The sequence below is a fragment of the Streptomyces sp. NBC_01549 genome, from assembly GCF_026339955.1.
Taxonomy (GTDB): Bacteria; Actinomycetota; Actinomycetes; order Streptomycetales; family Streptomycetaceae; genus Streptomyces.
Genome location: NZ_JAPEPW010000001.1, coordinates 1,481,736 through 1,502,378, shown reverse-complemented (window position 1 = coordinate 1,502,378; position 20,643 = coordinate 1,481,736). Strand labels below are relative to the sequence as shown.

The following is a 20,643-nucleotide window of genomic DNA, read 5'->3' as shown; positions in this document are numbered from 1 at the left end:
CAAGCGCACGGAGTGCGGATCGGCATCGAACCGTCCGGGGGACGGGACTTCCCCCATGTGCAGCGGGTAACGTCGGGGCGTGCCCGCCGACCCACTGCACCGCGCCGGAAAACCACAGCGCAGCACGACGAGCCCGCCGCCAAGCGGCTCGGGGGCGAGCCCGATCGAGGTTCGCAGGAGCGCGCGCCGGCGCAGAACGGTCTCCGCGTACCGCGAGGGCGACCGCACCGTCGTGCTCATCCCCGCCCGTATGTCCGAGGCGGAGGAACAGCGCTGGGTCAGCGTCATGCTCGACAAGCTGGCCGCCCAGGAGAGCAAACGGGTGCTCGGCGACGCCGAGCTGACCGAGCGCGCCGCGCGGCTGTCGGAGCAGTACTTCGACGGCCGGGCCCGCCCCGCCTCGGTCCGCTGGGTCACCAATCAGAACACGCGCTGGGGTTCGTGCACCCCGGCGGAGGGCAGTATCCGTCTTTCGCACCGCCTGCAGGGCATGCCGGAGTACGTCGTCGACTACGTCCTCGTCCACGAACTCGCACACCTTCTGGTGCCCGGTCACGGGCCCCGCTTCTGGCGGCTGCTGGAGGCGTATCCGCGTACGGAGCGTGCCCGCGGCTATCTCGAAGGGGTGGTCGCGGCCGAACGGCTGCCCCATCTGCCCGTGGCGAGCGACGAGTAGCGGGCGGGCGGCGGCGCACCGTCCCCGCCGAGGGGCGATTGTGTACCGGGTCTGTACCGGCGGCGTTCACTCCCAGAGTTTCCCGTTAGCCTGACGCGACGCAATCGCACTCGGGATGGGGGACGGTCGTTACGCATGGCCAGGGAATTCCAACGCGGCCACAAGGCCAGGATCAGTGACCTCACCGCGGGCACGGATCTGTACGTAGGTGTGCAGATCACCGGTCCCGGACTGACCTTCGACATCAGCTGCTTCGGTCTGGACGCCGACGAAAGGCTTTCGGACGACCGGTACTTCGTCTTCTTCAACCAGCCGAAGACCCCCGAAGAATCCATCCAGCTCCTTGGCGCCCAGTCGGGTGACACGGAGTCCTTCCGCGTCACGCTCGACCGGATCCCGGCGCAGATCCAGAAGCTGTCGTTCACGGCGACGATCGACGGCGCCGGGCAGATGTCGCAGATCGCCCCCGGATACCTCCGTGTTGTCGCGGGCGGCGAGGAGGTGGCCCGGTATTCGTTCAGCGGCGCGGAGTTCTCCACCGAGCGTGCCGTGATGCTGGGCGACTTCTACCTGAAGGACGTCTGGCGGTTCGCCGCCGTGGGGCAGGGCTTCGACGGCGGCCTCGACGCGCTGCTCAAGAACTTCGGTGGTGAGGTCGCCGAGGAGCAGCCCGCAGCGCAGGAGCCGCAGGCCACAGCCGCACCGTCCTTCGCTCCGCCCGCTCAGGCCACCGCGCCCCCCGCGTTCGGCGCCCCAGCTCCGGCTCCCGTCCCCGCGCCACAGCCCGCCGCACAGGGGTTCACGCCGCAGCCCACCACACCCTCGGTGCACGCCGCGCCGACCATCATCGCCCCGCTGCACACCCCACCGGGCGGCTCCGTGCCGCCGCCGGGCCCCGCGCCGTACGTCCAGCCGCCCGGTCCGCCCGGTCCGCCTGGTCCGCCTGGTCTGCCGCCGGGCTACGGCCAGCAGCAGCCGTACGGCCAGGTTCCGGGCCAGGCGCCCGGTCAGTACCCGGGTCAGGCCGGCGCGCCCTCCCCGTACGGTGTTCCGCAGGCCGCCCCGCAGGGTGGTGCCGGTGTGGCCGCCGCGCTGGGGGCCTACAAGGAGACGCCCACCGGTCAGCGGTGGACCCAGCAGAACAAGAAGCTCATCCGCGTGGACCTCGGTATCGGCGGCCAGCCCGTGCTGGCCCGCCAGGGCAGCATGGTGCTCTACCAGGGCAAGGTCGACTTCAGCTACAAGGGCGCCGGCTTCGCCGGGCGGATCGTGGGCAACGCGACCGGCCAGGAGATGCAGCTCATGCGCTGTACCGGCCAGGGGCAGGTGTTCCTCGCCGAGAACGCCACCCACGTGCACCCCATCGAACTCCAGGGCGACGCGATCTGTGTCTCCGCGGAGAGCGTCCTCGCCTTCGACGAGTCCCTCCAGCACGAGGTCCGGCGTATCGAGGGGCACGGCATCCCCGGAGGCGCGCTGTTCACCATGCAGTTCCAGGGGACCGGGACCATCGTCGTGAAGACGCACGGCGCTCCCGTCGTGCTGCCCGTGACGCCGACGACCTTCGCCGACTGCAACGCCGTCGTCGCCTGGTCCGCGGCCTCCCAGGTGATCGTGTCCAGCCAGGTGCGGATGCGCCGCAACGCCTACCCCGGCGACACCGGGGAGAGCGTGAACCTCCAGTTCCGCGGCGCGCCCGGCAATTTCATCGTCGTCCAGCCGTACGAGGTCTGAGGGAGCCCGTCATGAACCAGCCACTCGCGGGCTTTGCCCCGGCACCCGTCACCGCCCGTATGGAAAACCACGGCAACCACATGCTGAAGGTCGCCATGCAGACCGGAAGCGACCTCTTCGCGCGCGTGGGCTCGATGGTCGCCTACGAGGGGTTCGTCCAGTACGAGCCCAACCCGCCCGCGGTACGCCAGATCGCGCGGGACTGGATGACCGGTGAGGGCGCGCCCCTCATGAAGTGCACCGGCGACGGCCTGCTCTACCTGGCCGACTACGGGGCGAACGTCGTCGTGATCAACCTCAACGGGGACGCGATCTCCGTCAACGCCACCAATCTGCTCGCCTTCGACGCGCACCTCACCTGGGGCGTCGAGCGGGTGAAGGGGCTCGCCAAGTTCGCCGGACAGGGCCTGTGGAACACCAAGATCTCCGGCCAGGGCTGGGTCGCACTGACCTCCCGCGGCACGCCGATCGTGGTCGACTGCGGCGGCGGCGAGGACGAGACGTACGTCGACCCGGACGCGCTCGTCGCCTGGTCCCCGAACCTCAAGGTGAAGGGCAAGCGCAGCTTCAAGGCGCAGTCGCTGATCGGACGCGGCAGCGGCGAGGCGTACCAGATGGCGTTCTCCGGGCAGGGCATCGTCGTCGTCCAGCCCAGCGAGGACAGCACCGACCGCCTCCGGATCCGGGGCTGAGGGGGAGCACGACATCATGCAGAGCCCGCTTTTCGGCTACAACGAGCAGCAGACCCAGGAGCGCTACAGCCTGCAGAACTCGCAGATGCTGCGGGTCGTCATGGAGGGCCACGACGACATCCTCGCTCGCAAGGGGACCATGGTCGCGTACCAGGGGCTCGTGGAGTTCGACGCCGAGTACCAGAACAACAGCCAGCACCGTGCGCGTGCGTACACCGGTGAGGGCCTCGACCTGATGCGGTGCCACGGGCAGGGGACGGTCTATCTGGCCAATCTCGCCCAGCACGTGCACGTGGTCGACGTGGAGCAGGACGGTCTGACCGTCGACAGCAGCTACGTCCTGGCGATGGACTCCTCGCTGCACCACGAGGTCATCGCCGTGGACAGCCAGTACGGCATCTCCGGCTCCGGCAAGTACCAGCTCAACATCACCGGCCGTGGCAAGGTCGCCCTGATGACCTCGGGGATGCCGCTGATGATGCAGGTCACGCCGGACAAGTACGTCAACTGTGACGCCGACGCGATCGTCGCCTGGTCCACCGGCCTGCGCGTCCAGATGCAGGCCCAGACGCACTCCTCCGGGGTGTGGCGGCGCCGCGGCAACACCGGTGAGGGGTGGGAGCTCAGTTTCCTGGGCCAGGGCTTCGCGCTCGTCCAGCCCAGCGAGCTGCTGCCGCCGCAGAACGCGGTGATCGGCCAGGGGCTGCGTGCCCAGTACGGCATGGGGCAGCAGGGGGCCCGGGCGCAGAACCAGGGCAACGTCTGGAGCTGACCGGCCTACGGTCAGTCGGTCGTGCGACGGTCAGGTGACCGGGTGACGGTCCGGGAAACAAACGTAAGGGGCGATCGCAATGGCGGTCGCCCCTTACGCATGCCTCAGGCCGAGAGCCGTGCGCGGGTTGCTTCCAGGAGCCGTACGACCGAGGCGTCCGCCACGTCCGCCACCTCCTCGTAGGGGAACCAGCGCAGGTCCAGGGACTCCTCGCTGATCGCCGCCAGGGCCTCGGCCGGGGCGAGCGCGGCGTACTGGACGTCCAGGTGCCAGTTGCAGGGCGCCGGGATGGCATGCCGGTCCAGCGTCACGGGGCCGCCCGGCAGCAGGGTCAGACCCTCGATCCCCGACTCCTCGGTCGCCTCCCGCAGGGCGGCCGCCTCCAGCGTCGGATCGCCCGGCTCACAGTGCCCGCCCATCTGCAGCCACATCCGCAGTTTGCGGTGCAGTGTCAGCAGGACGCGGCCGCGAGCGGGGTCGATGACCAGCGCGCTCGCCGTGACGTGCCCCGCCGTACAGGACTTCCACATGCCGTCGGAGTGCTCGGACAGATGGTCCAGGTAGACCTGGCGCAGCTCTTCCTGGTCCTCGTACTTCTTCAGTACGAGGACCACGTCGTCGTGGAGGGTCACTCGGTGCCGTCGCCCTTGTCGTCGTCCTTGGGAGCGTCGTCCTTCTTCAGGTTCGGCTTGTCGGCGGAGCCGCTCGCCGCCTCGCCGAGCATCTTGTCGAGCTCGGAGAAGTCCAGCTGCTCACGGTGCACGAAGCCGTCCGGGTCGTCGAGGTCGGACGCGGTCGGCAGCATGTCCGGGTGGGCCCACAGGCCGTCGCGGCCGTCGACACCGCGCGCGTCGGTGAGCGAGGCCCACAGGCGCGAGGCGTCCCGCAGCCGACGCGGGCGCAGCTCCAGTCCGATCAGTGTGGCGAACGTCTGCTCGGCGGGTCCGCCCGTGGCACGGCGGCGGCGCAGCGTCTCGCGCAGCGCGTCCGCGGAGGACAGACGCGGCTTCGCGGCCGCGTGCACGACCGCGTCCACCCAGCCCTCGACGAGCGCGAGCGCCGTCTCCAGACGGGCCAGCGCGACCTTCTGCTCCGGCGTGTCCTCCGGCTGGAACATGCCCTGCTGGAGGGCGTCCTGCAGCTGCTCCGGGTTCTGAGGGTCGAGCTGGCCGACCACGTCCTCCAGCTTGGCCGTGTCGACCTTGATCCCGCGCGCGTAGCCCTCGACCGCGCCGAACAGGTGCGAGCGCAGCCACGGTACGTGCGAGAAGAGACGCTGGTGGGCGGCCTCACGCAGGGCGAGGTAGAGCCGCACCTCCTCCAGGGGGATGCCCAGGTCCTTGCCGAACGACGCGATGTTCAGCGGCAGCAGCGCGGCCTTGCCAGCCGGGCCGAGCGGCAGCCCGATGTCGGTCGAGCCAACGACCTCGCCCGCGAGTACGCCGACGGCCTGCCCGATCTGTGTACCGAACATGGCGCCGCCCATGGAGCGCATCATGCCGATGAGCGGGCCCGCCATGGCCTGCATCTCCTCCGGCAGGACATCGCCCATGGCCGCGCCGACCCGCTCGGCGACCGGGTCGACGAGCTCCTTCCACACGGGAAGGGTCGCCTCGACCCACTCCGCTCGGCTCCAGGCCACGGCGGAGGCGGCGCCGGACGGCAGGGACGTCGCGTCGTCCAGCCACAGGTCGGCCAGGCGTACGGCATCCTGAACCGCGGTGCGCTCGGCGGGGCCGACGCTCGCGTCCTTGGTGCCGTCAGAAGTGCCCTGGGAGACCGTCTGGCGGGCGATCTGCTTGGCCATGTCCCAGTTCACCGGGCCGCCCTCGTACGAGAGCATCTGGCCCAGCTGCTGGAACGCGGCCCCCAGGTCGTTGGGGTTCATGGAACCGAACATCGCTGCGAGCGGATTGTCGGCGCCGGGGCCTCCGGCTCCGGGCAGTCCGAAACCGAACGGTCCCTGACCACCGCCGCTCTGCTGGTCCTTCTCCTTGCCCTCGTCGCCGTTCTCCGGCTCCTCCGGCGGAAGGCCGAATCCGAATGGGGTGTCACTCACGGGATTCCTCGGCTGGTAAGGCCGCCGGTTCGTTCCGACGGCGGCTGCCCGACAACACCACCCAGCGTAGACACCCGAGCCCGATCGGGCCTCGGTGCTTCGCCGACTCTCGGCCTGCGGCAGGATGGATGCCACCTGGTACGGACGCGTCACGCGCGTCCGTTACTGAAGACAACCGCTGGAGACGCCCGGTGAGTTCCCCAGATCCACAGGTTCGCGCAGCGCGAAACCACTCAACCAGCTCGCCCTTGCGCGGGCCCGTCGTCGCGGTCACCGGCGCCGCGTCCGGCGTGGGCGCGATGCTGACCGAGCGGCTTGCCGCCAGCGAGGAGATCAAGCAGGTCATCGCCATCGACGAGCGTCGTGGCGAGTGCGAGGGTGCCCAGTGGCAGATTCTTGACGTCCGGGACCCCGCGATCGCCGAGAAGCTGCGCGGGGCGGACGTCGTGGTGCATCTCGCGCTCGACCTCGACCTGGAGACGGACGCGGCGGCGCGCACGGCGTACAACGTCCGGGGGACGCAGACCGTGCTGACGGCCGCCGCCGCGGCCGGGGTGCACCGGGTCGTGCTGTGCACCTCCGCGATGGTCTACGGGGCGCTGCCGGACAACGAACTGCCGCTCTCCGAAGACGCCGAACTGCGGGCGACCGCCGAGGCCACGGGGGTCGGGGACCTGCTGGAGATCGAGCGGCTCGCCCGGCGGGCGCCGCGCGCGCATCCGGGGCTCAATGTCACCGTCGTACGGCCGGGGGTCCTGGTCGGTGGTGGTACCGACACCGCGCTGACCAGGTACTTCGAGTCTCCTCGGCTGCTTGTCGTGGCGGGGTCACGGCCTGCCTGGCAGTTCTGCCACGTCGAGGATCTGTGCAGTGCTCTGGAGTACGCCGTCCTGGAGAAGGTGGAGGGCGAGCTGGCCGTCGGGTGTGACGGGTGGCTGGAGCAGGAGGAGGTCGAGGAGCTCAGCGGGATCCGGCGGATGGAACTGCCGTCCGCCGTCGCGTTGGGGGCCGCCGCGCGACTTCACCGGATTGGGCTCACTCCTTCGCCCGCCGGGGATCTTGCGTACACGATGTACCCCTGGGTGGTGAGTGGGAGCCAGATGCATGACGCCGGGTGGCGGCCGCAGTGGACCAATGAGGAGGTTCTCGCGGAGCTGCTGGAGGAGGTTGCCGGGCGGCACACGGTGGCTGGGCGGCGGCTGGGGCGGAAGGACGCGACGGCGGCGGGGGCCGCGGGGGCGACGGTCGCTCTTCTGGGTACGGCTGCGTTGGTTCGGCGGGCTCGGAAGGCGCGGCGGCGGATCTGAGTTTTCAGCGGGTACGTGCGGGTGCGGGTGCCTCTGTCCTGGGGGCTCCGCTCCCAGACCCCCGCATCGGCCTGAACGGCTTTCGGCCTTCCGTAGGAGGCTCCGAAAGGTCACGCGCGTGTGCGGGATGATCGGCGTATTTCGTGGGTGCCGTGGGGTGCGGCACGATGGGCGTATGGCACCTACTTTTGAGCATCCAGGTGAGCAGGGCGCGCAGGATCCGATTCGGTTGTTGGCCATCCGGGACGAGCCGCTCTCCTTGGACGAGGTCTTCCGGGCCGTCGGGGACGACGCCGCCGGGGGGACCGCGCTCTTCGTGGGGACCGTGCGCAATCACGACGGTGGTGCCGACGTCGACGGGCTGGGGTATTCGTGTCATCCCAGTGCGGAGGCCGAGATGCGGCGGATCGCCGAGAAGGTGGTCGCCGAGTATCCGGTGCGGGCGCTGGCCGCCGTGCACCGGGTCGGTGACCTGGCCGTCGGTGATCTCGCGGTGATCGTCGCGGTGTCGTGTCCGCACCGCGGGGAGGCCTTCGAGGCGTGTCGCAAGCTGATCGACGACCTCAAGCACGAGGTGCCCATCTGGAAGCATCAGAAGTTCTCCGATGGCACCGAGGAGTGGGTCGGCGCGTAGCGCCGTCGTTGAGGGGTGGTGGTCGGGCGACGGGAGGGCGGGTTGGAGCCTGTTGAGGGAGTCGGCCGGACGTGTGAGTCCGGCCTCACCGAGTTCTCACCTTTGCTCCGGTTGCGTAACCGACCCCCGGGCGTGAGCGTTAACAAGGCGGATGGTTAATCTGCTGATCAGTCAGTTGCGGTCGCTTGTGGGGTTGGGAGGTCGGCATGGCGTCGCTCGCCTGGTTGCTGATTCCGCTTTTGGCCGCGATCGGTGCAGGACTGTGGGGCAGTTGGGCCGGCCGGAACCGCAAGACGGCGGGAGACGGCATCGAGCTCGAGGGGTACGCGCGCTTCCGCGCGGCCATGGAGCGGTCCGAGGCCGTCATGGTGCGGCCCGGTGGCGGGGAGAAGTCGCACTCCGACGCGGTCTGAGGCCGGGGCCCTGAGGGGCCGCCCCGGCCCCGTACGGACGGCCCGGACAGTGCGCTGACAGCACCGTCCCGTACTGTCGTGACATGCCACGCCGCACCGCGACGATGCTCGCCTCCACTCTGATCCTGATCGCGCTCCTGTGCGCGGGAGTGTTCATCAAAGTGCCGTACTCGGAGATGTCACCGGGGCCGACGGTGAACACGCTGGGCGACCACGACGGCGAGCCGGTGCTGCAGATCTCCGGGCACAAGACGTACCCGACCACCGGGCACCTGAACATGACCACTGTCCGGGTCACCAGCGCCGACTACAACATGAACCTTGTAGAGGCCGTTTACGGGTGGCTCGCGCATGACAACAAGGTCGTGCCGCACGACACCCTCTACCCGGACGGAAAGACCGAGCAGCAGTCGACGCAGGAGAACGCCGAGGAGTTCAGCCAGTCCCAGGAGAGCGCCAAGGTGGCCGCCCTGAAGGAGCTGGGCGTCCCGGTGAAGTCCTGGGTGATCGTGTCGACCGTCGTCAAGGACTCCCCGGCCGAGGGGCGGCTGCACGCCGGTGACGTCATCAAGAGCGTCGACGGTACGGCCGTCAAGGCGCCCGACGACGTCGCCAAGCTGGTCACCAAGCACAAGCCCGGCGAGAAGGTCGTCTTCACGGTGGTGCCCGCCAAGGAGCAGGCCGCCGCCGAGAAGGCGGGCAAGACGGCCACCGCGACCACGGATGTGACCATCACCACGGCGAAGTCCAGCGACAGCGGCGCGTCCCGCGCCATCGTCGGCATCTCGGCCGGGACCGATCACACGTTCCCCTTCAGCATCGACATCAAGCTCGCCGACGTCGGCGGTCCCAGCGCCGGGCTGATGTTCGCGCTCGGCATCGTGGACAAGCTGACCCCGGGCAACCTCACCGGCGGCAAGTTCGTGGCCGGCACCGGCACCATCGACGACAACGGGACCGTCGGTCCGATCGGCGGCATCGAGCTGAAGACGATCGGTGCGCGCGAGAAGGGCGCCCAGTACTTCATGACGCCCAAGGACAACTGCGCGGCCGCCGCCAAGGACACCCCCCAGGGGCTCACCCTCGTCAAGGTCAACACCATCGACGACGCGATGAACGCCCTGAAGGACATCAGCTCCGGCAAGACCGCCGACCTGCCGAAGTGCACCGCCAAGGGCTGAGGGACGGACCAACGGCGCAAGGCGTGGGCCGTACGTCGTGATGGGGGCGCCCCGGAAGTCCGGGGCGCCCCCATCCACGTACACGAGGACGTCAGTCCGCGAACGTCGCCGACAGGGCCTCCGCGAGGCCCGGCACCAGGCCCGCGCCCGTGAGGACCTCGGTCGGCGCGTCCTTCTCGCGCAGACGCAGCGCCGAGTCGCGGGTGCCGTCACGCAGGACGCCGACCGTCATGCGGACCTCCTGGCGGTCCGGGTGATCGGCGACCCACTTGGCGAGCTTCTTGTCGCTCAGGCCCTCCGGGACGGAGGCCTCCGCGGACGGCGGCAGCATCAGCCGCTCCACGGTGAGGGCGCAGCCGACCACGGCGTCGGGCCAGGCGATGGTGCCGAGGAACTCGTCCAGCGGCTTGTCTGCAGGGATCTCGTCCTGCTCGATGGGGGTGAGGCCGGTGGTCTCGGGCGCGTCCTGCAGGCCGAGCTGGGCCGCGAGGCCGGGCTCCTGGGCCCGCAGCCGCGCGGTGTCTACGAGGGCGAAGAGGCGAGCGGGCTGGTCCCAGCCGAGGCCGGAGGCGTACTCGTCGATCTCGAGTACGGCCCGGGTGAGCGGGCTCGCTGCCATGGGAGTGTTGGACATGGTCACAATCCTGCCTCGTTCGTACCCGGATCCGGGAACCGAGTAAAGCGTGAGTAAGTTGCATAGATGAGGCCCCACGATCACGGAGCCTGACGGATGGTCCGCGTTCGCGGGGACCTGACGGATCGACAGCGAACTTCGAGGTGCGCACCTTGGCTTTCCAGATGCCGGACCGCGGCGGAGGCCCGACGGGGCCACGGATCAGAGTGGGCCGACCGTCCCGGCGTGCCCGGACCCTGCTCATGACACTGGGCGTGCTGGCTGTGCTGGCCATGGCGTTCGTCATGTTCGCGGGGTTCTGGACGGACTGGCTCTGGTACCGGTCGGTTCACTACTCGTCCGTCTTCACGACCACCCTGTGGACCAAGATCGGGCTCTTCTTCGTCTTCGGCCTGATCATGGCGGCCTCGGTCGGCGTGAACATCTGGCTGGCGCACCGGCTGCGACCGCCGCTGAGCGCGATGTCGATGGAGCAGCAGAGCCTCGACCGGTACCGGATGGGGATCGCGCCCTACAAGAGGTGGCTGCTGCTCGGCATCACCTCCCTGGTGGGGCTGATCGCCGGCGCGTCGGCGTCGGGCCAGTGGCGTACGTGGCTGATGTGGGTGAACGGGGTCCCCTTCCACCAGAAGGACCCCCAGTTCCACCTCGACGTCTCCTTCTATGCCTTCGACCTGCCCTGGTACCGCTTCCTGCTCGGCTTCGGCTTCGCTGCCGCCGTGCTCTCGCTGATCGCCGCCGCGCTCACGCACTACCTCTACGGAGGGCTCAGGGTCACCTCCCCGGGCGCGCGCGCCACGGCCGCGGCCACCGGGCACCTGTCGGTGCTGCTGGGCATCTTCGTCGCCCTGAAGGCGGTCGCCTACTGGCTCGACCGCTACGGACTGGCCGTGAAGTCCAGCGACTTCAAGGCGACCGGCAACTGGACGGGTCTCAGGTACGTCGACGCCAACGCGTATCTGCCCGCCAAGACGATCCTGTTCTGCATCGCCGTCATCTGCGCGCTGCTGTTCTTCGCCACCCTGTGGCGGCGCACCTGGCAGCTGCCCGTCATCGGCTTCGGCCTGATGGTGCTCTCGGCGATCCTCATCGGCGGTCTCTACCCGGCGATCGTCCAGAAGTTCCAGGTCCAGCCGAACGAGCAGGCCAAGGAAGCGCCGTACGTCGAGAAGAACCTGAAGGCGACCCGCGAGGCCTACGGCATCGACGGCACCCAGGTCTCGGAGTACGCGGGCAAGAGCGACACCAAGGACAAGACCAAGCAGCGCGACGACGCCGACACCACGGCGAGCATCCGTCTGCTGGACCCGAACATCGTCTCGCCGACGTTCCAGCAGCTGCAGCAGATGAAGAACTACTACGCGTTCCCGACCAACCTGGATGTCGACCGGTACAGCAAGGACGGCAAGGACCAGGACACGGTCATCGGTCTGCGCGAGCTGAACCTGGACGGCATTCCGAAGAACAACTGGATCAACGACCACTTCCGCTACACGCACGGATACGGTGTGGTCGCCGCGAAGGGCACCGCCGCGACCTCCCGCGGCCGGCCCGTCTTCACCGAGTCCGACCTGCCGTCCAAGGGCGACCTGGGGACGTACGAGCAGCGGGTCTACTACGGCGAGAAGACCACGCAGTACTCGATCGTCGGCGGTCCCCAGAAGGAGATCGACTACTCCGACGACAGCGGTGAGAAGACCACCAGCTACAAGGGCGAGAGCGGGGTCAGCCTCTCCAGCCCGGTCAACCGGGCCGCGTACGCCGTGGCGTTTGGCGAGCCGCAGATCCTCTACTCGGGCGCGATCGGCGAGGGTTCCCGGATCCTCTACAACCGCACTCCCAAGGACCGCGTCGAGGCGGTGGCCCCCTGGCTGACCATCGACGGTGACGCCTACCCGGCCGTGGTCGACGGCAAGATCCAGTGGATCGTCGACGCCTACACCACGACCAACGGCTACCCGTACGCCTCGCGCACCACCCTGGGCGACACGACGGCGGACTCACTCACCGCGACCAACAATCAGCGTGCGGTGGTGGCCCAGCAGAACCAGGTCAACTACATCCGCAACTCGGTGAAGGCGACCGTCGACGCGTACACCGGCGAGGTCAAGCTCTACCAGTGGGACACCAAGGACCCGGTCCTCAAGACCTGGATGAAGGCGTTCCCGAACACGGTGGAGCCGAAGACGGCCATCTCGCAGTCGCTCATGGACCATCTGCGCTACCCGCAGGACCTGTTCAAGGTCCAGCGCGAGCTGCTCACCCGCTACCACGTGAAGGACGCGCAGACGTTCCTCAGCGGCAGTGAGGTGTGGCAGGTCCCCGACGACCCGACCAACAAGTCGGGCAACGCGGTGCCGCCGTACTACCTGAGCATGCAGATGCCCGACCAGAACGCGCAGACGTTCTCGCTGACGACGACGTTCACTCCGAACGGCCGGGACAACCTGAGCGCCTTCATGTCGGTCGACTCCGAGGCGGGCACCAGTGACTACGGCAAGATCAGAATCCTGAAACTGCCGACGAGCGAACCCGTCGACGGACCCAAACAGGTCCAGAGCCAGTTCAACTCCCAACAGGACATCGCCGAGTCGATCAGACTTCTGAAGGGTGGGGACTCGGAAGTCGAGTACGGCAATCTGTTGACGGTTCCGCTCGACGGAGGACTGCTCTACGTGGAGCCCGTCTATGTACGCGGTGGCGACCTCAAGTACCCCTTGTTGCGCAAGGTGTTGGTGACCTACGGAGGCAACACCGCCTTCGAGGACACGCTCGACCAGGCGCTCAACAAGATCTTCGGAACGGACAGTACGACCAGTCCACCGGCAGACACGGGGAACACCCCACCGCCGACATCGAGCAACCCGACGGTCCAGCAGGCGCTCAACGATGCACAGAAGGCCTTCGACCAGGGGCAGGACGCCCTCAAGAAGGGTGACTGGACGGCGTACGGCCAGGCGCAGAAGGATCTTCAGGACGCGCTGAAGCGGGCCGAGGACGCTCAGACCAAGGCGGACAAGAGCACCGGCACTGGCAGCGGCGGCAGCAAGAGCAGCGACAAGGGCAGCAGTCCGAGCAGTAGTCCGAGTCCAAGTGGCGGCAGCAGTCCTAGCAGTAGCCCGAGCAGTAGTCCGAGCAGCAGCCCCAGTGGTGGTACGAGCTCGGGCGGCGGCTGACCCGACGGGTGGTCCGGCGGCTGGTCCGGTTCCGGGATCAGCCGCTGGTCAGAGCCCACCTCCGCGCCGTGGTACGGTTGCAACACAACGACGCGGGGTGGAGCAGCTCGGTAGCTCGCTGGGCTCATAACCCAGAGGTCGCAGGTTCAAATCCTGTCCCCGCTACTGGAAAGCGAAGGCCCGGATCCTCACAGGATCCGGGCCTTCGCTGTGTGCGCACACGTGTACTGCACCCGTATGACGACCCGAGAAGGACGCGTGCGTGGGGTGCGTGCGGCCACCATGGGCGACGCGCCGAAGACTGCGCCATCCGTGGGGAGTTGGGAAAACTGTGTTTGACTTGTCTCTCTGTGGGCATGTCGACAAAACGCTGAAGTGACCTCACTGACTGCGGTATACCAGGTGTACGCAGGTTGCAGGTGGTGCGACGATGGACGTTATGGGGGACAAGGCAACTCTGTTGGAGACAGGGCGTTTTGTGCAGTCTTCAGACCGGGACGAAACCGGCGAGGCTGCGGAGGAAGCACGTCAGCGGCTCGCCGCCGAGGCCGGCGACACCGAGGCGATGAGCGTCCTCGGAGCGATGCTGCTGCGCCGCGGTGATCTCGACGGAGCCGAGCCTCAGTTGCGCGCGGCCACCGCTGCCGGTGACCGCGCAGCCGCCAACAACCTTGGTGTCCTCCTGCACCAGCGCGGGTACGCCGACGAGGCCGCCGGGTGGTGGCGGATCGCCGCCGTCGCCGGGTCCGCGGCCGCCGCGCACGCGCTCGGGCGCTATCACCGGGAGCGGGGCGACGAGCCCGCCGCCGAGTACTGGCTGCGCCAGTCCGCCGAGCAGGGGCATGCCCTCGGGGCGTACGCGCTCGCCGATCTGCTGGAGCACCGCAGTGACGTCGGCGCCGAGCAGTGGATGCGGGCGGCCGCCGAGCGGGGGCACCGCGAGGCCGCGTACCGGCTTGCGCGCAGGCTCGACCGCAAAGCCGCGGACGCGGGCAGGGGCGACAACGGTGTCATCGGGGTCATAGGAGCCGCCGGTGAAGAGGCCGAGCAGTGGTACCGACAGGCCGCCGCGCGAGGGCACCGGCGGGCCGCGCTGCACCTCGGGGCGATCCTGGAGAAGCGGGGGCACCTCAAGGAGGCCGGGCGCTGGTATCTGACGTCCGCCAAGGACGGAGAGGCACGGGCCGCCTGCGCGCTCGGGTTCCTGCTGCGGGACGCGGGGGACACGGAGAGCGCGGCCGTGTGGTGGCTGCGGGCCGCCCAGGACGGGGACGGGAACGCCGCGAACGCATTGGGGGCGCTGCACGCCGAGCGCGGTGAGACGCAGACCGCGGAGCGGTGGTACCGGGCTGCCATGGACGCCGGTGATGTGAACGGCGCGTACAACCTCGGGCTGCTCTGCGCCGAGCAGGGGCGGACCGCGCAAGCCGAGCAGTGGTATCGGCGGGCCGCGTACGCGGGGCACCGTGAGGCCGCGAACGCGCTGGCGATCCTGCTGCTTCAGGTCGGGGACTCGGCCGGGGCCGAGCCGTGGTTCTCCAAGGCCGCGGAGGCCGGGAGCGTGGACGCCGCGTTCAATCTCGGGATCCTGCATGCGGGGCGGGGGACTGAGGACGACGAGGAGGCGGCGCTGCGGTGGTACGAGCGGGCGGCTGCCGCCGGGCACACCGAGGCGGCGCTGCAGGTCGGGATCGCGCGGTTGCGGGACGGGAACGAGCTGGAGGCGGAGCGGCATCTGAGGTGTGCGGCGGGGGGCGGCAGCGCGGAGGCCGCGTACCGGCTGGCCGCCGTGCTCGACGCTCGGCGGCCGCCGGCGCCCGCGCATGAGCTCGGGGAGCCGGCGCAGGAGAAGAGTGAGTGCGAGGAGTGGTACGAGCGGGCTGCCTCCCAGGGGCATCGGCGGGCGCAGGTGCGGGTCGGGATGCTCGCGGCGGCTCGGGGCGATGTGGTGGAGGCGGCTCGGTGGTACCGGTCGGCCGCGGAGGCCGGGTCTCGGAACGGGGCCTTCAATCTGGGGCTGCTGCTGGCTCGGGAGGGGAGCGAGCCGGAGGCCGCGTTGTGGTGGACGCGGGCGGCGGATGCGGGGCATGGGCGGGCGGCGCTTCGGCTTGCGCTCGTGTATGCGCGACGGGGGGAGCTTGCGGAGGGGCAGCGGTGGGCTGATCGGGCGGTTGCGCTGGGGCCTGCGGAGGTGGCTGAGCGGGCGGCTCGGTTGCGGGATGCGTTGCGGCAGGAGTTGTCTGCGTGAGCTTGTGATGGTGGGTGGTGGGGGCTGGCCTCGACCTGTCCTCGCCTCCGCCGCCCCTACCCGTCCCATCCCCGGGGGCTGCGCCCCTGCACCCCTGCGGGGCTGCGCCCCTGCACCCCTGCGGGGCTGCGCCCCTGCACCCCTGTGGGGCTGCGCCCCTGCACCCCTGTGGGGCTGCGCCCCTGCACCCCTGTGGGGCTGCGCCCCTGCACCCCTGCGGGGGCTGCGCCCCTGCACCCCTGCGGGGCTGCGCCCCTGCACCCCTGCGGGGCTGCGCCCCTGCACCCCTGTGGGGCTGCGCCCCTGCACCCCTGTGGGGCTGCGCCCCTGCACCCCTGTGGGGCTGCGCCCCTGCACCCCTGCGGGGCTCCGCCCCCCGCACCCCTGCGGGGCTCCGCCCCAGCCCCCGCAAGGCTCCGCAGGTAGGTGTCGGAGGGGTGGGAGCTATGTGATTTGCGCTGGTCCAGCCGGGTGACGTAGTGTTCAGTTCATCGACGCGGGGTGGAGCAGCTCGGTAGCTCGCTGGGCTCATAACCCAGAGGTCGCAGGTTCAAATCCTGTCCCCGCTACTTGAAGGCGAAGGGCCCAGATCATTGAGATCTGGGCCCTTCGGCGTTTTCGGGAACCGGTAGTACGAAGCCCCGGCGTTCACGTGGACGCCGGGGCTTCGGGTGCTCAGGTTAGGTCAGGCTGACGCGCAGTTGGGGCACAGGCCCCGGTAGGTCACCTCTACACCCGAGACCGTGAAGCCGAAGCGCTCCGAGTCGGGGAGGTCGGCGAGCGGGTTGCCGCTCGGGTGGACGTCGCGGATCGAGCCGCACTGGGCGCAGACCAGGTGGTGGTGCGGACGGTGCGCGTTCGGGTCGTAGCGCTTGGCGCGCTTGTCCGTCGCGACTTCCAGCACCTCACCGAGCGAGACCAGCTCGCCCAACGTGTTGTAGACGGTCGCCCGGGAGATCTCGGGCAGCTTGGCGACGGCCCGCGCATGGACCTCGTCGGCCGTCAGATGGACGTGATCGCCGTCGAGGACCTCGGCCACGACACGCCGCTGCGCGGTCATTCGCCATCCGCGTCCGCGCAGTCGTTCCAACAGGTCACTCATACAGGCCACCTTAACAGCATGGGGACCAGATCCTGAATAGGTGTGAATTTGGATTGGTGCTTGACTTAGACATTGTCCATTGTAGGATCGGGTTCGATATTGGCCAGGGGGGCAGGGCCGGGTAGGACCGGTCCGGAATGACGCAGGAGGCGTACGTGACGCAGGGACCGCTTACGACGGAGGCCGGCGCGCCGGTGGCCGACAACCAGAACAGCGAGACCGCGGGCGTCGGTGGCCCGGTGCTCGTTCAGGACCAGCTGCTTCTCGAGAAGCTCGCCCACTTCAACCGCGAGCGCATCCCGGAGCGCGTCGTGCACGCCCGTGGCGCCGCCGCCTACGGCACCTTCACGGTCACCGCGGATGTCACCCGGTACACCCGTGCCGGGTTCCTCTCCGAGGTGGGCAAGCAGACCGAGACCTTCCTGCGGTTCTCGACGGTGGCCGGCAACCTCGGTTCCGCGGACGCGGTCCGTGACCCCCGCGGCTTCGCGCTGAAGTTCTACACCGAGGAGGGCAACTACGACCTCGTCGGCAACAACACCCCGGTGTTCTTCATCAAGGACGCCATCAAGTTCCCCGACTTCATCCACACGCAGAAGCGCGACCCGTACACCGGTTCGCAGGAGGCTGACAATGTGTGGGATTTCTGGGGCCTCAGCCCCGAGAGCACGCATCAGGTGACCTGGCTCTTCGGTGACCGGGGGATTCCGGCCTCCTACCGGCATCTCAACGGGTACGGCTCGCACACGTACCAGTGGAACAACGAGGCCGGCGAGGTCTTCTGGGTCAAGTACCACTTCAAGACCGACCAGGGCATCAAGAACCTCACCGCGGAAGAGGCGGGCAAGCTCGCCGGTGAGGACCCGGACTCCCACCAGCGCGACCTGCGCGAGGCCATCGAGCGCGGTGAGTTCCCGTCCTGGACCGTGCAGGTGCAGATCATGCCGGCGGCCGAGGCGGCCGACTACCGCTTCAACCCGTTCGACCTCACCAAGGTGTGGCCGCACGAGGACTACCCGCCGATCGAGATCGGCAAGCTGGAGCTCAACCGCAACCCGGAGAACGTCTTCGCCGAGGTCGAGCAGAGCATCTTCTCGCCGGCACACTTCGTGCCGGGCATCGGGCCCTCGCCCGACAAGATGCTCCAAGGGCGGCTCTTCGCGTACGGAGACGCGCACCGCTACCGCGTCGGTATCAACGCCGACCACCTGCCGGTGAACCGCCCGCACGCCACCGTGGCGCGCACCAACTCCCGTGACGGCTCCCTGTACGACGGTCGTCACAAGGGCGCGAAGAACTACGAGCCGAACAGCTTCGGCGGCCCGTTCCAGACAGACCGGCCGCTGTGGCAGCCGATCGCGGTGACCGGCCACACCGGTGAGGCCGAGGCGCCGTCCCACTCCGAGGACGACGACTTCGTGCAGGCGGGCAACCTGTACCGCTTGATGTCGGAGGACGAGCAGGGGCGGCTGATCGCGAACCTGGCGGGTTTCATCGCCAAGGTCTCCCGTGACGACATCGCCGAGCGCGCGATCAACAACTTCCGTCAGGCCGACGAAGACTTCGGCAAGCGGCTGGAGGCCGCGGTCCAGGCCCTGCGCGGCTGACAACCAGCACTGGATCGCTTGTCGTGGGCGGTGGGCCGGATCCCCTCTGAGTGATGAGGGGTCCGGCCCGTCGGCATGTGCGGGCCCGGCCCCGGGAGCGGCACCCCGGGAGCGGTGTCTCGGGAGCGGCGCCTGAGGGGGTCTACGCGGGCACCCGCTGCCGCTTGGGAGCCCAGCAGCGGATGATGTCGCGGACCGAGACGATGCCGACCGGGCCTCGGTCGTCGAGCACGATCAGGTGTCGGAAGCCACCGTGCGCCATTGCCGCCGCGGCCTCCTCCAGGGTCCAGCCGGGAGCGGCGAAGACGACGTCGGTGGTGGTGTGGGTGCCTGCGGTCTCGGTGTCCGGGTTCTGCCCGAGGGCGATCGAGTTGAGGATGTCGCGTTCGGTGAGGATGCCGAGGCCGGAGGAGTCCTCGTCGTGGACGACGGCCGCGCCTACGCGGCGGGAGGACATCAGGCAGGCCGCCTGGCGGAGAGTGTGTGCCGGGCCGATGGTCAGGACCACCGTGCTCATGGCGTCGCGGACGAGCATGGGCTGGAGCCACCTCCTTGGTGAAGCGCCAAGAGAAGCGATTCACAAGTTCACAAGTGGGGGGACTCTCAGGGTCGCAGTTAAAGGGAGGGTCAACAAGAGGGCGTGCGATGGTTTCGGGGGCGCCCATGGGTCACAAGGGCGCACCATCGGCTCTTCAGCACCGCCTGGTTCAGAAGCCCCGGCGCCTCGTCGGCTCAGTAGCGCTGGTTCAGATAACCCAGCAGCTCGTCGTGGAGGGTACCGTTCGACGCGGCCGCGTTGCCGCTGTGCGGGCCCGGGCGGCCGTCGAGGCCGGTGAAGGATCCGCCCGCCTCGGTCACCACGATTGCGTTCGCCGCCATGTCCCACAGCGACAGCTCGGGCTCCGCGCAGATGTCCACCGAGCCCTCCGCGACCATCATGTACGGCCAGAAGTCGCCGTACCCGCGCGTGCGCCAGACCGCCTTCGTCAGGTCCAGGAACCCGTCGAGGCGGCCCTGGTCCTCCCAGCCGGAGAGCGAGGAGTACGCGAAGGACGCGTCGGCCATCCGCGAGACCTGGGACACCTTCAGACGGGTGGCCGAGGACAGGCTGCGGCCGGTGAACGCGCCGTGCCCCTTCGCCGCCCACCAGCGGCGGCCCAGCGCGGGCGCGGAGACCACCCCGACCACCGGCTGGTAGCCGCCCTCGCCCGCCTCCATCAGGGAGATCAGCGTGGCCCAGACGGGCACCCCGCGGACGTAGTTCTTGGTGCCGTCGATCGGGTCGATCACCCAGCGGCGCGGACCCGTGCCCTCGATGCCGTACTCCTCGCCGAGGATCGCGTCGCGCGGCCGTGCCCGCTGGAGATGGCCCCGGATCAGCTCCTCGGCGGCCTTGTCCGCCTCGCTCACCGGCGTCATGTCCGGCTTGGTCTCGACCTTGAGGTCGAGCGCCTTGAACCGGTCCATCGTCGCCGCGTCGGCGGCGTCCGCCAGGACATGGGCCAGGCGCAGGTCATCGCGATAGTCGGGCATGACTGCACCGTATATGGCCCACTCGCGCCACAGCCATACGGCCCGGGGGATCATCGGGCACGGGCACGGGCACGGGCATGGGGCTCGGGGCGCCTCGGGGCGCGGGTCGTACGGCCTGGTTGATCATCGCGGCGTGCGGGGGACGACGTACGCCCCTCGCCGCCGCCGCAAACCCTTGACAGTGCCCCTGCACGCGTCAAATCTGAGCTGCAGTGCCGCCCGCTCGCCCCCAGGGAGGCGAAAGATGCCTGCAGCGCGGGAATCCCTTCTGGATGCCGCCTATACGGCGCTCGCACACCGCCCGTGGTCCACGGTGCGGATGGTCGACGTCGCCGCCGTGGCCGGTGTGTCCCGCCAGACGCTCTACAACGAGTTCGGAAGCAAGAAAGGGCTGGCCCGCGCCCTCGTACGGCGGGAGGCCGACGGCTATCTCGCCGGTGTCGAGCGCGCGCTGGCCGCCCACGCGGACGCGTGTGAGCGGCTGGTCGCGACCGCCGAGTGGACCATGTCGGCGGCCCGGGGCAACGCGCTCGTACGGGCCATGCTGACCGGGTGCTGGAGCGAGCGGCTGCCGTCGCCCACGCTCTCGGCGGTGCCGTCGTCGTCCGTGGTACCCGCGCAGCGCAGGGCGGACGGTCCGTTGCCCTCGCCGGCCGACTTCGTGGCCCTCGTACGGGATCGGGCCGTCGCGGCGTTGTCCGGGCCCGGGGCGATGAGGGCGGACGTGGGTGAGTTGGCCGGGGCCTGTGAGCTGGTGGTGCGGTTGTCGCTGTCGTGTGTGGCGGCTCCGCCGGGGGAGGGTGGGGTGACGGAGCTGGTGCGCGGTGCGTTGCCTCGGCAGTTGAGGTGACGTCTTCCGGGGTGCCTCGGCGGCT

The 20,643-nt window shown here is 69.4% G+C and carries 18 protein-coding genes and 2 tRNA genes; 14 read left to right on the top strand and 6 right to left on the bottom strand.

The genetic code is table 11. The annotated features are described in order from the left end of the window. The first annotated feature begins 79 nt into the window (after nt 1-79). From OG819_RS06380 to OG819_RS06365, 4 genes are all read left to right on the top strand, one after another. Nucleotides 80-676 (top strand): M48 family metallopeptidase, encoded by a 597-nt coding sequence (locus OG819_RS06380; protein WP_266431665.1) that lies wholly within the window; start codon nt 80-82, stop codon nt 674-676. Between the two features lie 135 nt (nt 677-811). Continuing rightward, nucleotides 812-2,410 (top strand): TerD family protein, encoded by a 1,599-nt coding sequence (locus tag OG819_RS06375; RefSeq protein ID WP_266648401.1) that lies wholly within the window; start codon nt 812-814, stop codon nt 2,408-2,410. Between the two features lie 11 nt (nt 2,411-2,421). Beyond that, nucleotides 2,422-3,102 (top strand): AIM24 family protein, encoded by a 681-nt coding sequence (locus OG819_RS06370; protein ID WP_266431663.1) that lies wholly within the window; start codon nt 2,422-2,424, stop codon nt 3,100-3,102. A 16-nt stretch (nt 3,103-3,118) separates the two neighbouring features. Further along, nucleotides 3,119-3,874: an AIM24 family protein gene (locus tag OG819_RS06365; RefSeq protein WP_060900241.1), complete on the top strand. Its 756-nt coding sequence runs from the start codon at nt 3,119-3,121 to the stop codon at nt 3,872-3,874. Nucleotides 3,875-3,978: 104 nt separating this feature from the next. On the opposite strand, the gene OG819_RS06360 is transcribed toward OG819_RS06365, so the two are convergent. Beyond that, nucleotides 3,979-4,506, bottom strand: a complete 528-nt coding sequence (locus tag OG819_RS06360; protein WP_266628401.1) for an NUDIX hydrolase — start codon at nt 4,504-4,506, stop codon at nt 3,979-3,981. Then, nucleotides 4,503-5,933 carry a zinc-dependent metalloprotease gene (locus OG819_RS06355; protein ID WP_266648399.1) on the bottom strand — a complete coding sequence of 477 codons (1,431 nt, stop codon included), beginning with the start codon at nt 5,931-5,933 and terminating at the stop codon, nt 4,503-4,505. The genes OG819_RS06360 and OG819_RS06355 overlap by 4 nt, the downstream gene beginning before the upstream one ends. Nucleotides 5,934-6,124: 191 nt before the next feature. On the opposite strand from OG819_RS06355, the gene OG819_RS06350 reads away from it, so the two are divergent. The 4 genes from OG819_RS06350 (at nt 6,125) to OG819_RS06335 (ending at nt 9,468) form a co-directional block, all read left to right on the top strand. After that, complete coding sequence (locus OG819_RS06350; protein WP_266628403.1) at nt 6,125-7,240, top strand: SDR family oxidoreductase; 1,116 nt, start codon at nt 6,125-6,127, stop codon at nt 7,238-7,240. 175 nt (nt 7,241-7,415) lie between these two features. Next, nucleotides 7,416-7,874 (top strand): molybdenum cofactor biosynthesis protein MoaE, encoded by a 459-nt coding sequence (locus OG819_RS06345; protein WP_266628405.1) that lies wholly within the window; start codon nt 7,416-7,418, stop codon nt 7,872-7,874. A 206-nt stretch (nt 7,875-8,080) separates the two neighbouring features. Then, on the top strand, nt 8,081-8,287 hold the full coding sequence (locus OG819_RS06340; RefSeq protein WP_266431949.1) for a hypothetical protein: 207 nt from the start codon (nt 8,081-8,083) through the stop codon (nt 8,285-8,287). Nucleotides 8,288-8,370: 83 nt separating this feature from the next. After that, nucleotides 8,371-9,468, top strand: a complete 1,098-nt coding sequence (locus OG819_RS06335) for a PDZ domain-containing protein (RefSeq protein ID WP_266628409.1) — start codon at nt 8,371-8,373, stop codon at nt 9,466-9,468. Between the two features lie 91 nt (nt 9,469-9,559). Here OG819_RS06335 and OG819_RS06330 read toward each other — a convergent pair whose 3' ends face one another. Beyond that, the gene (locus tag OG819_RS06330) at nt 9,560-10,102 is read right to left on the bottom strand and encodes a PPA1309 family protein (RefSeq protein ID WP_266628411.1); all 543 of its coding nucleotides are present in this window, start codon (nt 10,100-10,102) and stop codon (nt 9,560-9,562) included. Between the two features lie 164 nt (nt 10,103-10,266). Between OG819_RS06330 and OG819_RS06325 the strand changes: the two genes are divergently transcribed. From OG819_RS06325 to OG819_RS06310, 4 genes are all read left to right on the top strand, one after another. Further along, a complete protein-coding gene (locus OG819_RS06325) occupies nt 10,267-13,278 on the top strand; it encodes a UPF0182 family protein (protein ID WP_266652593.1) in 3,012 nt (1,003 codons plus the stop codon). Nucleotides 13,279-13,369: 91 nt separating this feature from the next. Next, a tRNA-Met gene (locus tag OG819_RS06320) sits at nt 13,370-13,443 on the top strand. A gap of 265 nt (nt 13,444-13,708) precedes the next feature. Next, on the top strand, nt 13,709-15,526 hold the full coding sequence (locus OG819_RS06315; protein WP_266648398.1) for a sel1 repeat family protein: 1,818 nt from the start codon (nt 13,709-13,711) through the stop codon (nt 15,524-15,526). A gap of 495 nt (nt 15,527-16,021) precedes the next feature. Further along, a tRNA-Met gene (locus tag OG819_RS06310) sits at nt 16,022-16,095 on the top strand. 116 nt (nt 16,096-16,211) lie between these two features. On the opposite strand, the gene OG819_RS06305 is transcribed toward OG819_RS06310, so the two are convergent. Beyond that, nucleotides 16,212-16,628, bottom strand: coding sequence for a Fur family transcriptional regulator (locus tag OG819_RS06305; protein WP_266431648.1), 417 nt, complete (start codon nt 16,626-16,628; stop codon nt 16,212-16,214). A gap of 137 nt (nt 16,629-16,765) precedes the next feature. On the opposite strand from OG819_RS06305, the gene OG819_RS06300 reads away from it, so the two are divergent. Then, on the top strand, nt 16,766-18,235 hold the full coding sequence (locus tag OG819_RS06300; RefSeq protein WP_266628415.1) for a catalase: 1,470 nt from the start codon (nt 16,766-16,768) through the stop codon (nt 18,233-18,235). Between the two features lie 142 nt (nt 18,236-18,377). On the opposite strand, the gene OG819_RS06295 is transcribed toward OG819_RS06300, so the two are convergent. After that, the gene (locus OG819_RS06295; RefSeq protein ID WP_266628417.1) at nt 18,378-18,770 is read right to left on the bottom strand and encodes a cyclic nucleotide-binding/CBS domain-containing protein; all 393 of its coding nucleotides are present in this window, start codon (nt 18,768-18,770) and stop codon (nt 18,378-18,380) included. A 197-nt stretch (nt 18,771-18,967) separates the two neighbouring features. Then, nucleotides 18,968-19,768, bottom strand: coding sequence for a histidinol-phosphatase (gene hisN / locus OG819_RS06290; protein ID WP_266431642.1), 801 nt, complete (start codon nt 19,766-19,768; stop codon nt 18,968-18,970). Between the two features lie 244 nt (nt 19,769-20,012). Between hisN and OG819_RS06285 the strand changes: the two genes are divergently transcribed. Further along, nucleotides 20,013-20,618, top strand: a complete 606-nt coding sequence (locus OG819_RS06285) for a TetR/AcrR family transcriptional regulator (protein WP_266648396.1) — start codon at nt 20,013-20,015, stop codon at nt 20,616-20,618. Nucleotides 20,619-20,643: the final 25 nt, after the last annotated feature.

Coding starts and splice junctions, on each gene's coding strand:
- OG819_RS06300 (WP_266628415.1), top strand. CDS start 16,766: ATGACGCAGGAGGCGTACGTGACGCAGGGACCGCTTACGACGGAGGCC.
- OG819_RS06375 (WP_266648401.1), top strand. CDS start 812: ATGGCCAGGGAATTCCAACGCGGCCACAAGGCCAGGATCAGTGACCTC.
- OG819_RS06335 (WP_266628409.1), top strand. CDS start 8,371: ATGCCACGCCGCACCGCGACGATGCTCGCCTCCACTCTGATCCTGATC.
- OG819_RS06365 (WP_060900241.1), top strand. CDS start 3,119: ATGCAGAGCCCGCTTTTCGGCTACAACGAGCAGCAGACCCAGGAGCGC.
- OG819_RS06340 (WP_266431949.1), top strand. CDS start 8,081: ATGGCGTCGCTCGCCTGGTTGCTGATTCCGCTTTTGGCCGCGATCGGT.
- OG819_RS06285 (WP_266648396.1), top strand. CDS start 20,013: ATGCCTGCAGCGCGGGAATCCCTTCTGGATGCCGCCTATACGGCGCTC.
- OG819_RS06305 (WP_266431648.1), bottom strand. CDS start 16,628: ATGAGTGACCTGTTGGAACGACTGCGCGGACGCGGATGGCGAATGACC.
- OG819_RS06315 (WP_266648398.1), top strand. CDS start 13,709: ATGGACGTTATGGGGGACAAGGCAACTCTGTTGGAGACAGGGCGTTTT.
- OG819_RS06325 (WP_266652593.1), top strand. CDS start 10,267: ATGCCGGACCGCGGCGGAGGCCCGACGGGGCCACGGATCAGAGTGGGC.
- OG819_RS06295 (WP_266628417.1), bottom strand. CDS start 18,770: ATGCTCGTCCGCGACGCCATGAGCACGGTGGTCCTGACCATCGGCCCG.
- OG819_RS06330 (WP_266628411.1), bottom strand. CDS start 10,102: ATGTCCAACACTCCCATGGCAGCGAGCCCGCTCACCCGGGCCGTACTC.
- hisN (WP_266431642.1), bottom strand. CDS start 19,768: ATGCCCGACTATCGCGATGACCTGCGCCTGGCCCATGTCCTGGCGGAC.
- OG819_RS06345 (WP_266628405.1), top strand. CDS start 7,416: ATGGCACCTACTTTTGAGCATCCAGGTGAGCAGGGCGCGCAGGATCCG.
- OG819_RS06370 (WP_266431663.1), top strand. CDS start 2,422: ATGAACCAGCCACTCGCGGGCTTTGCCCCGGCACCCGTCACCGCCCGT.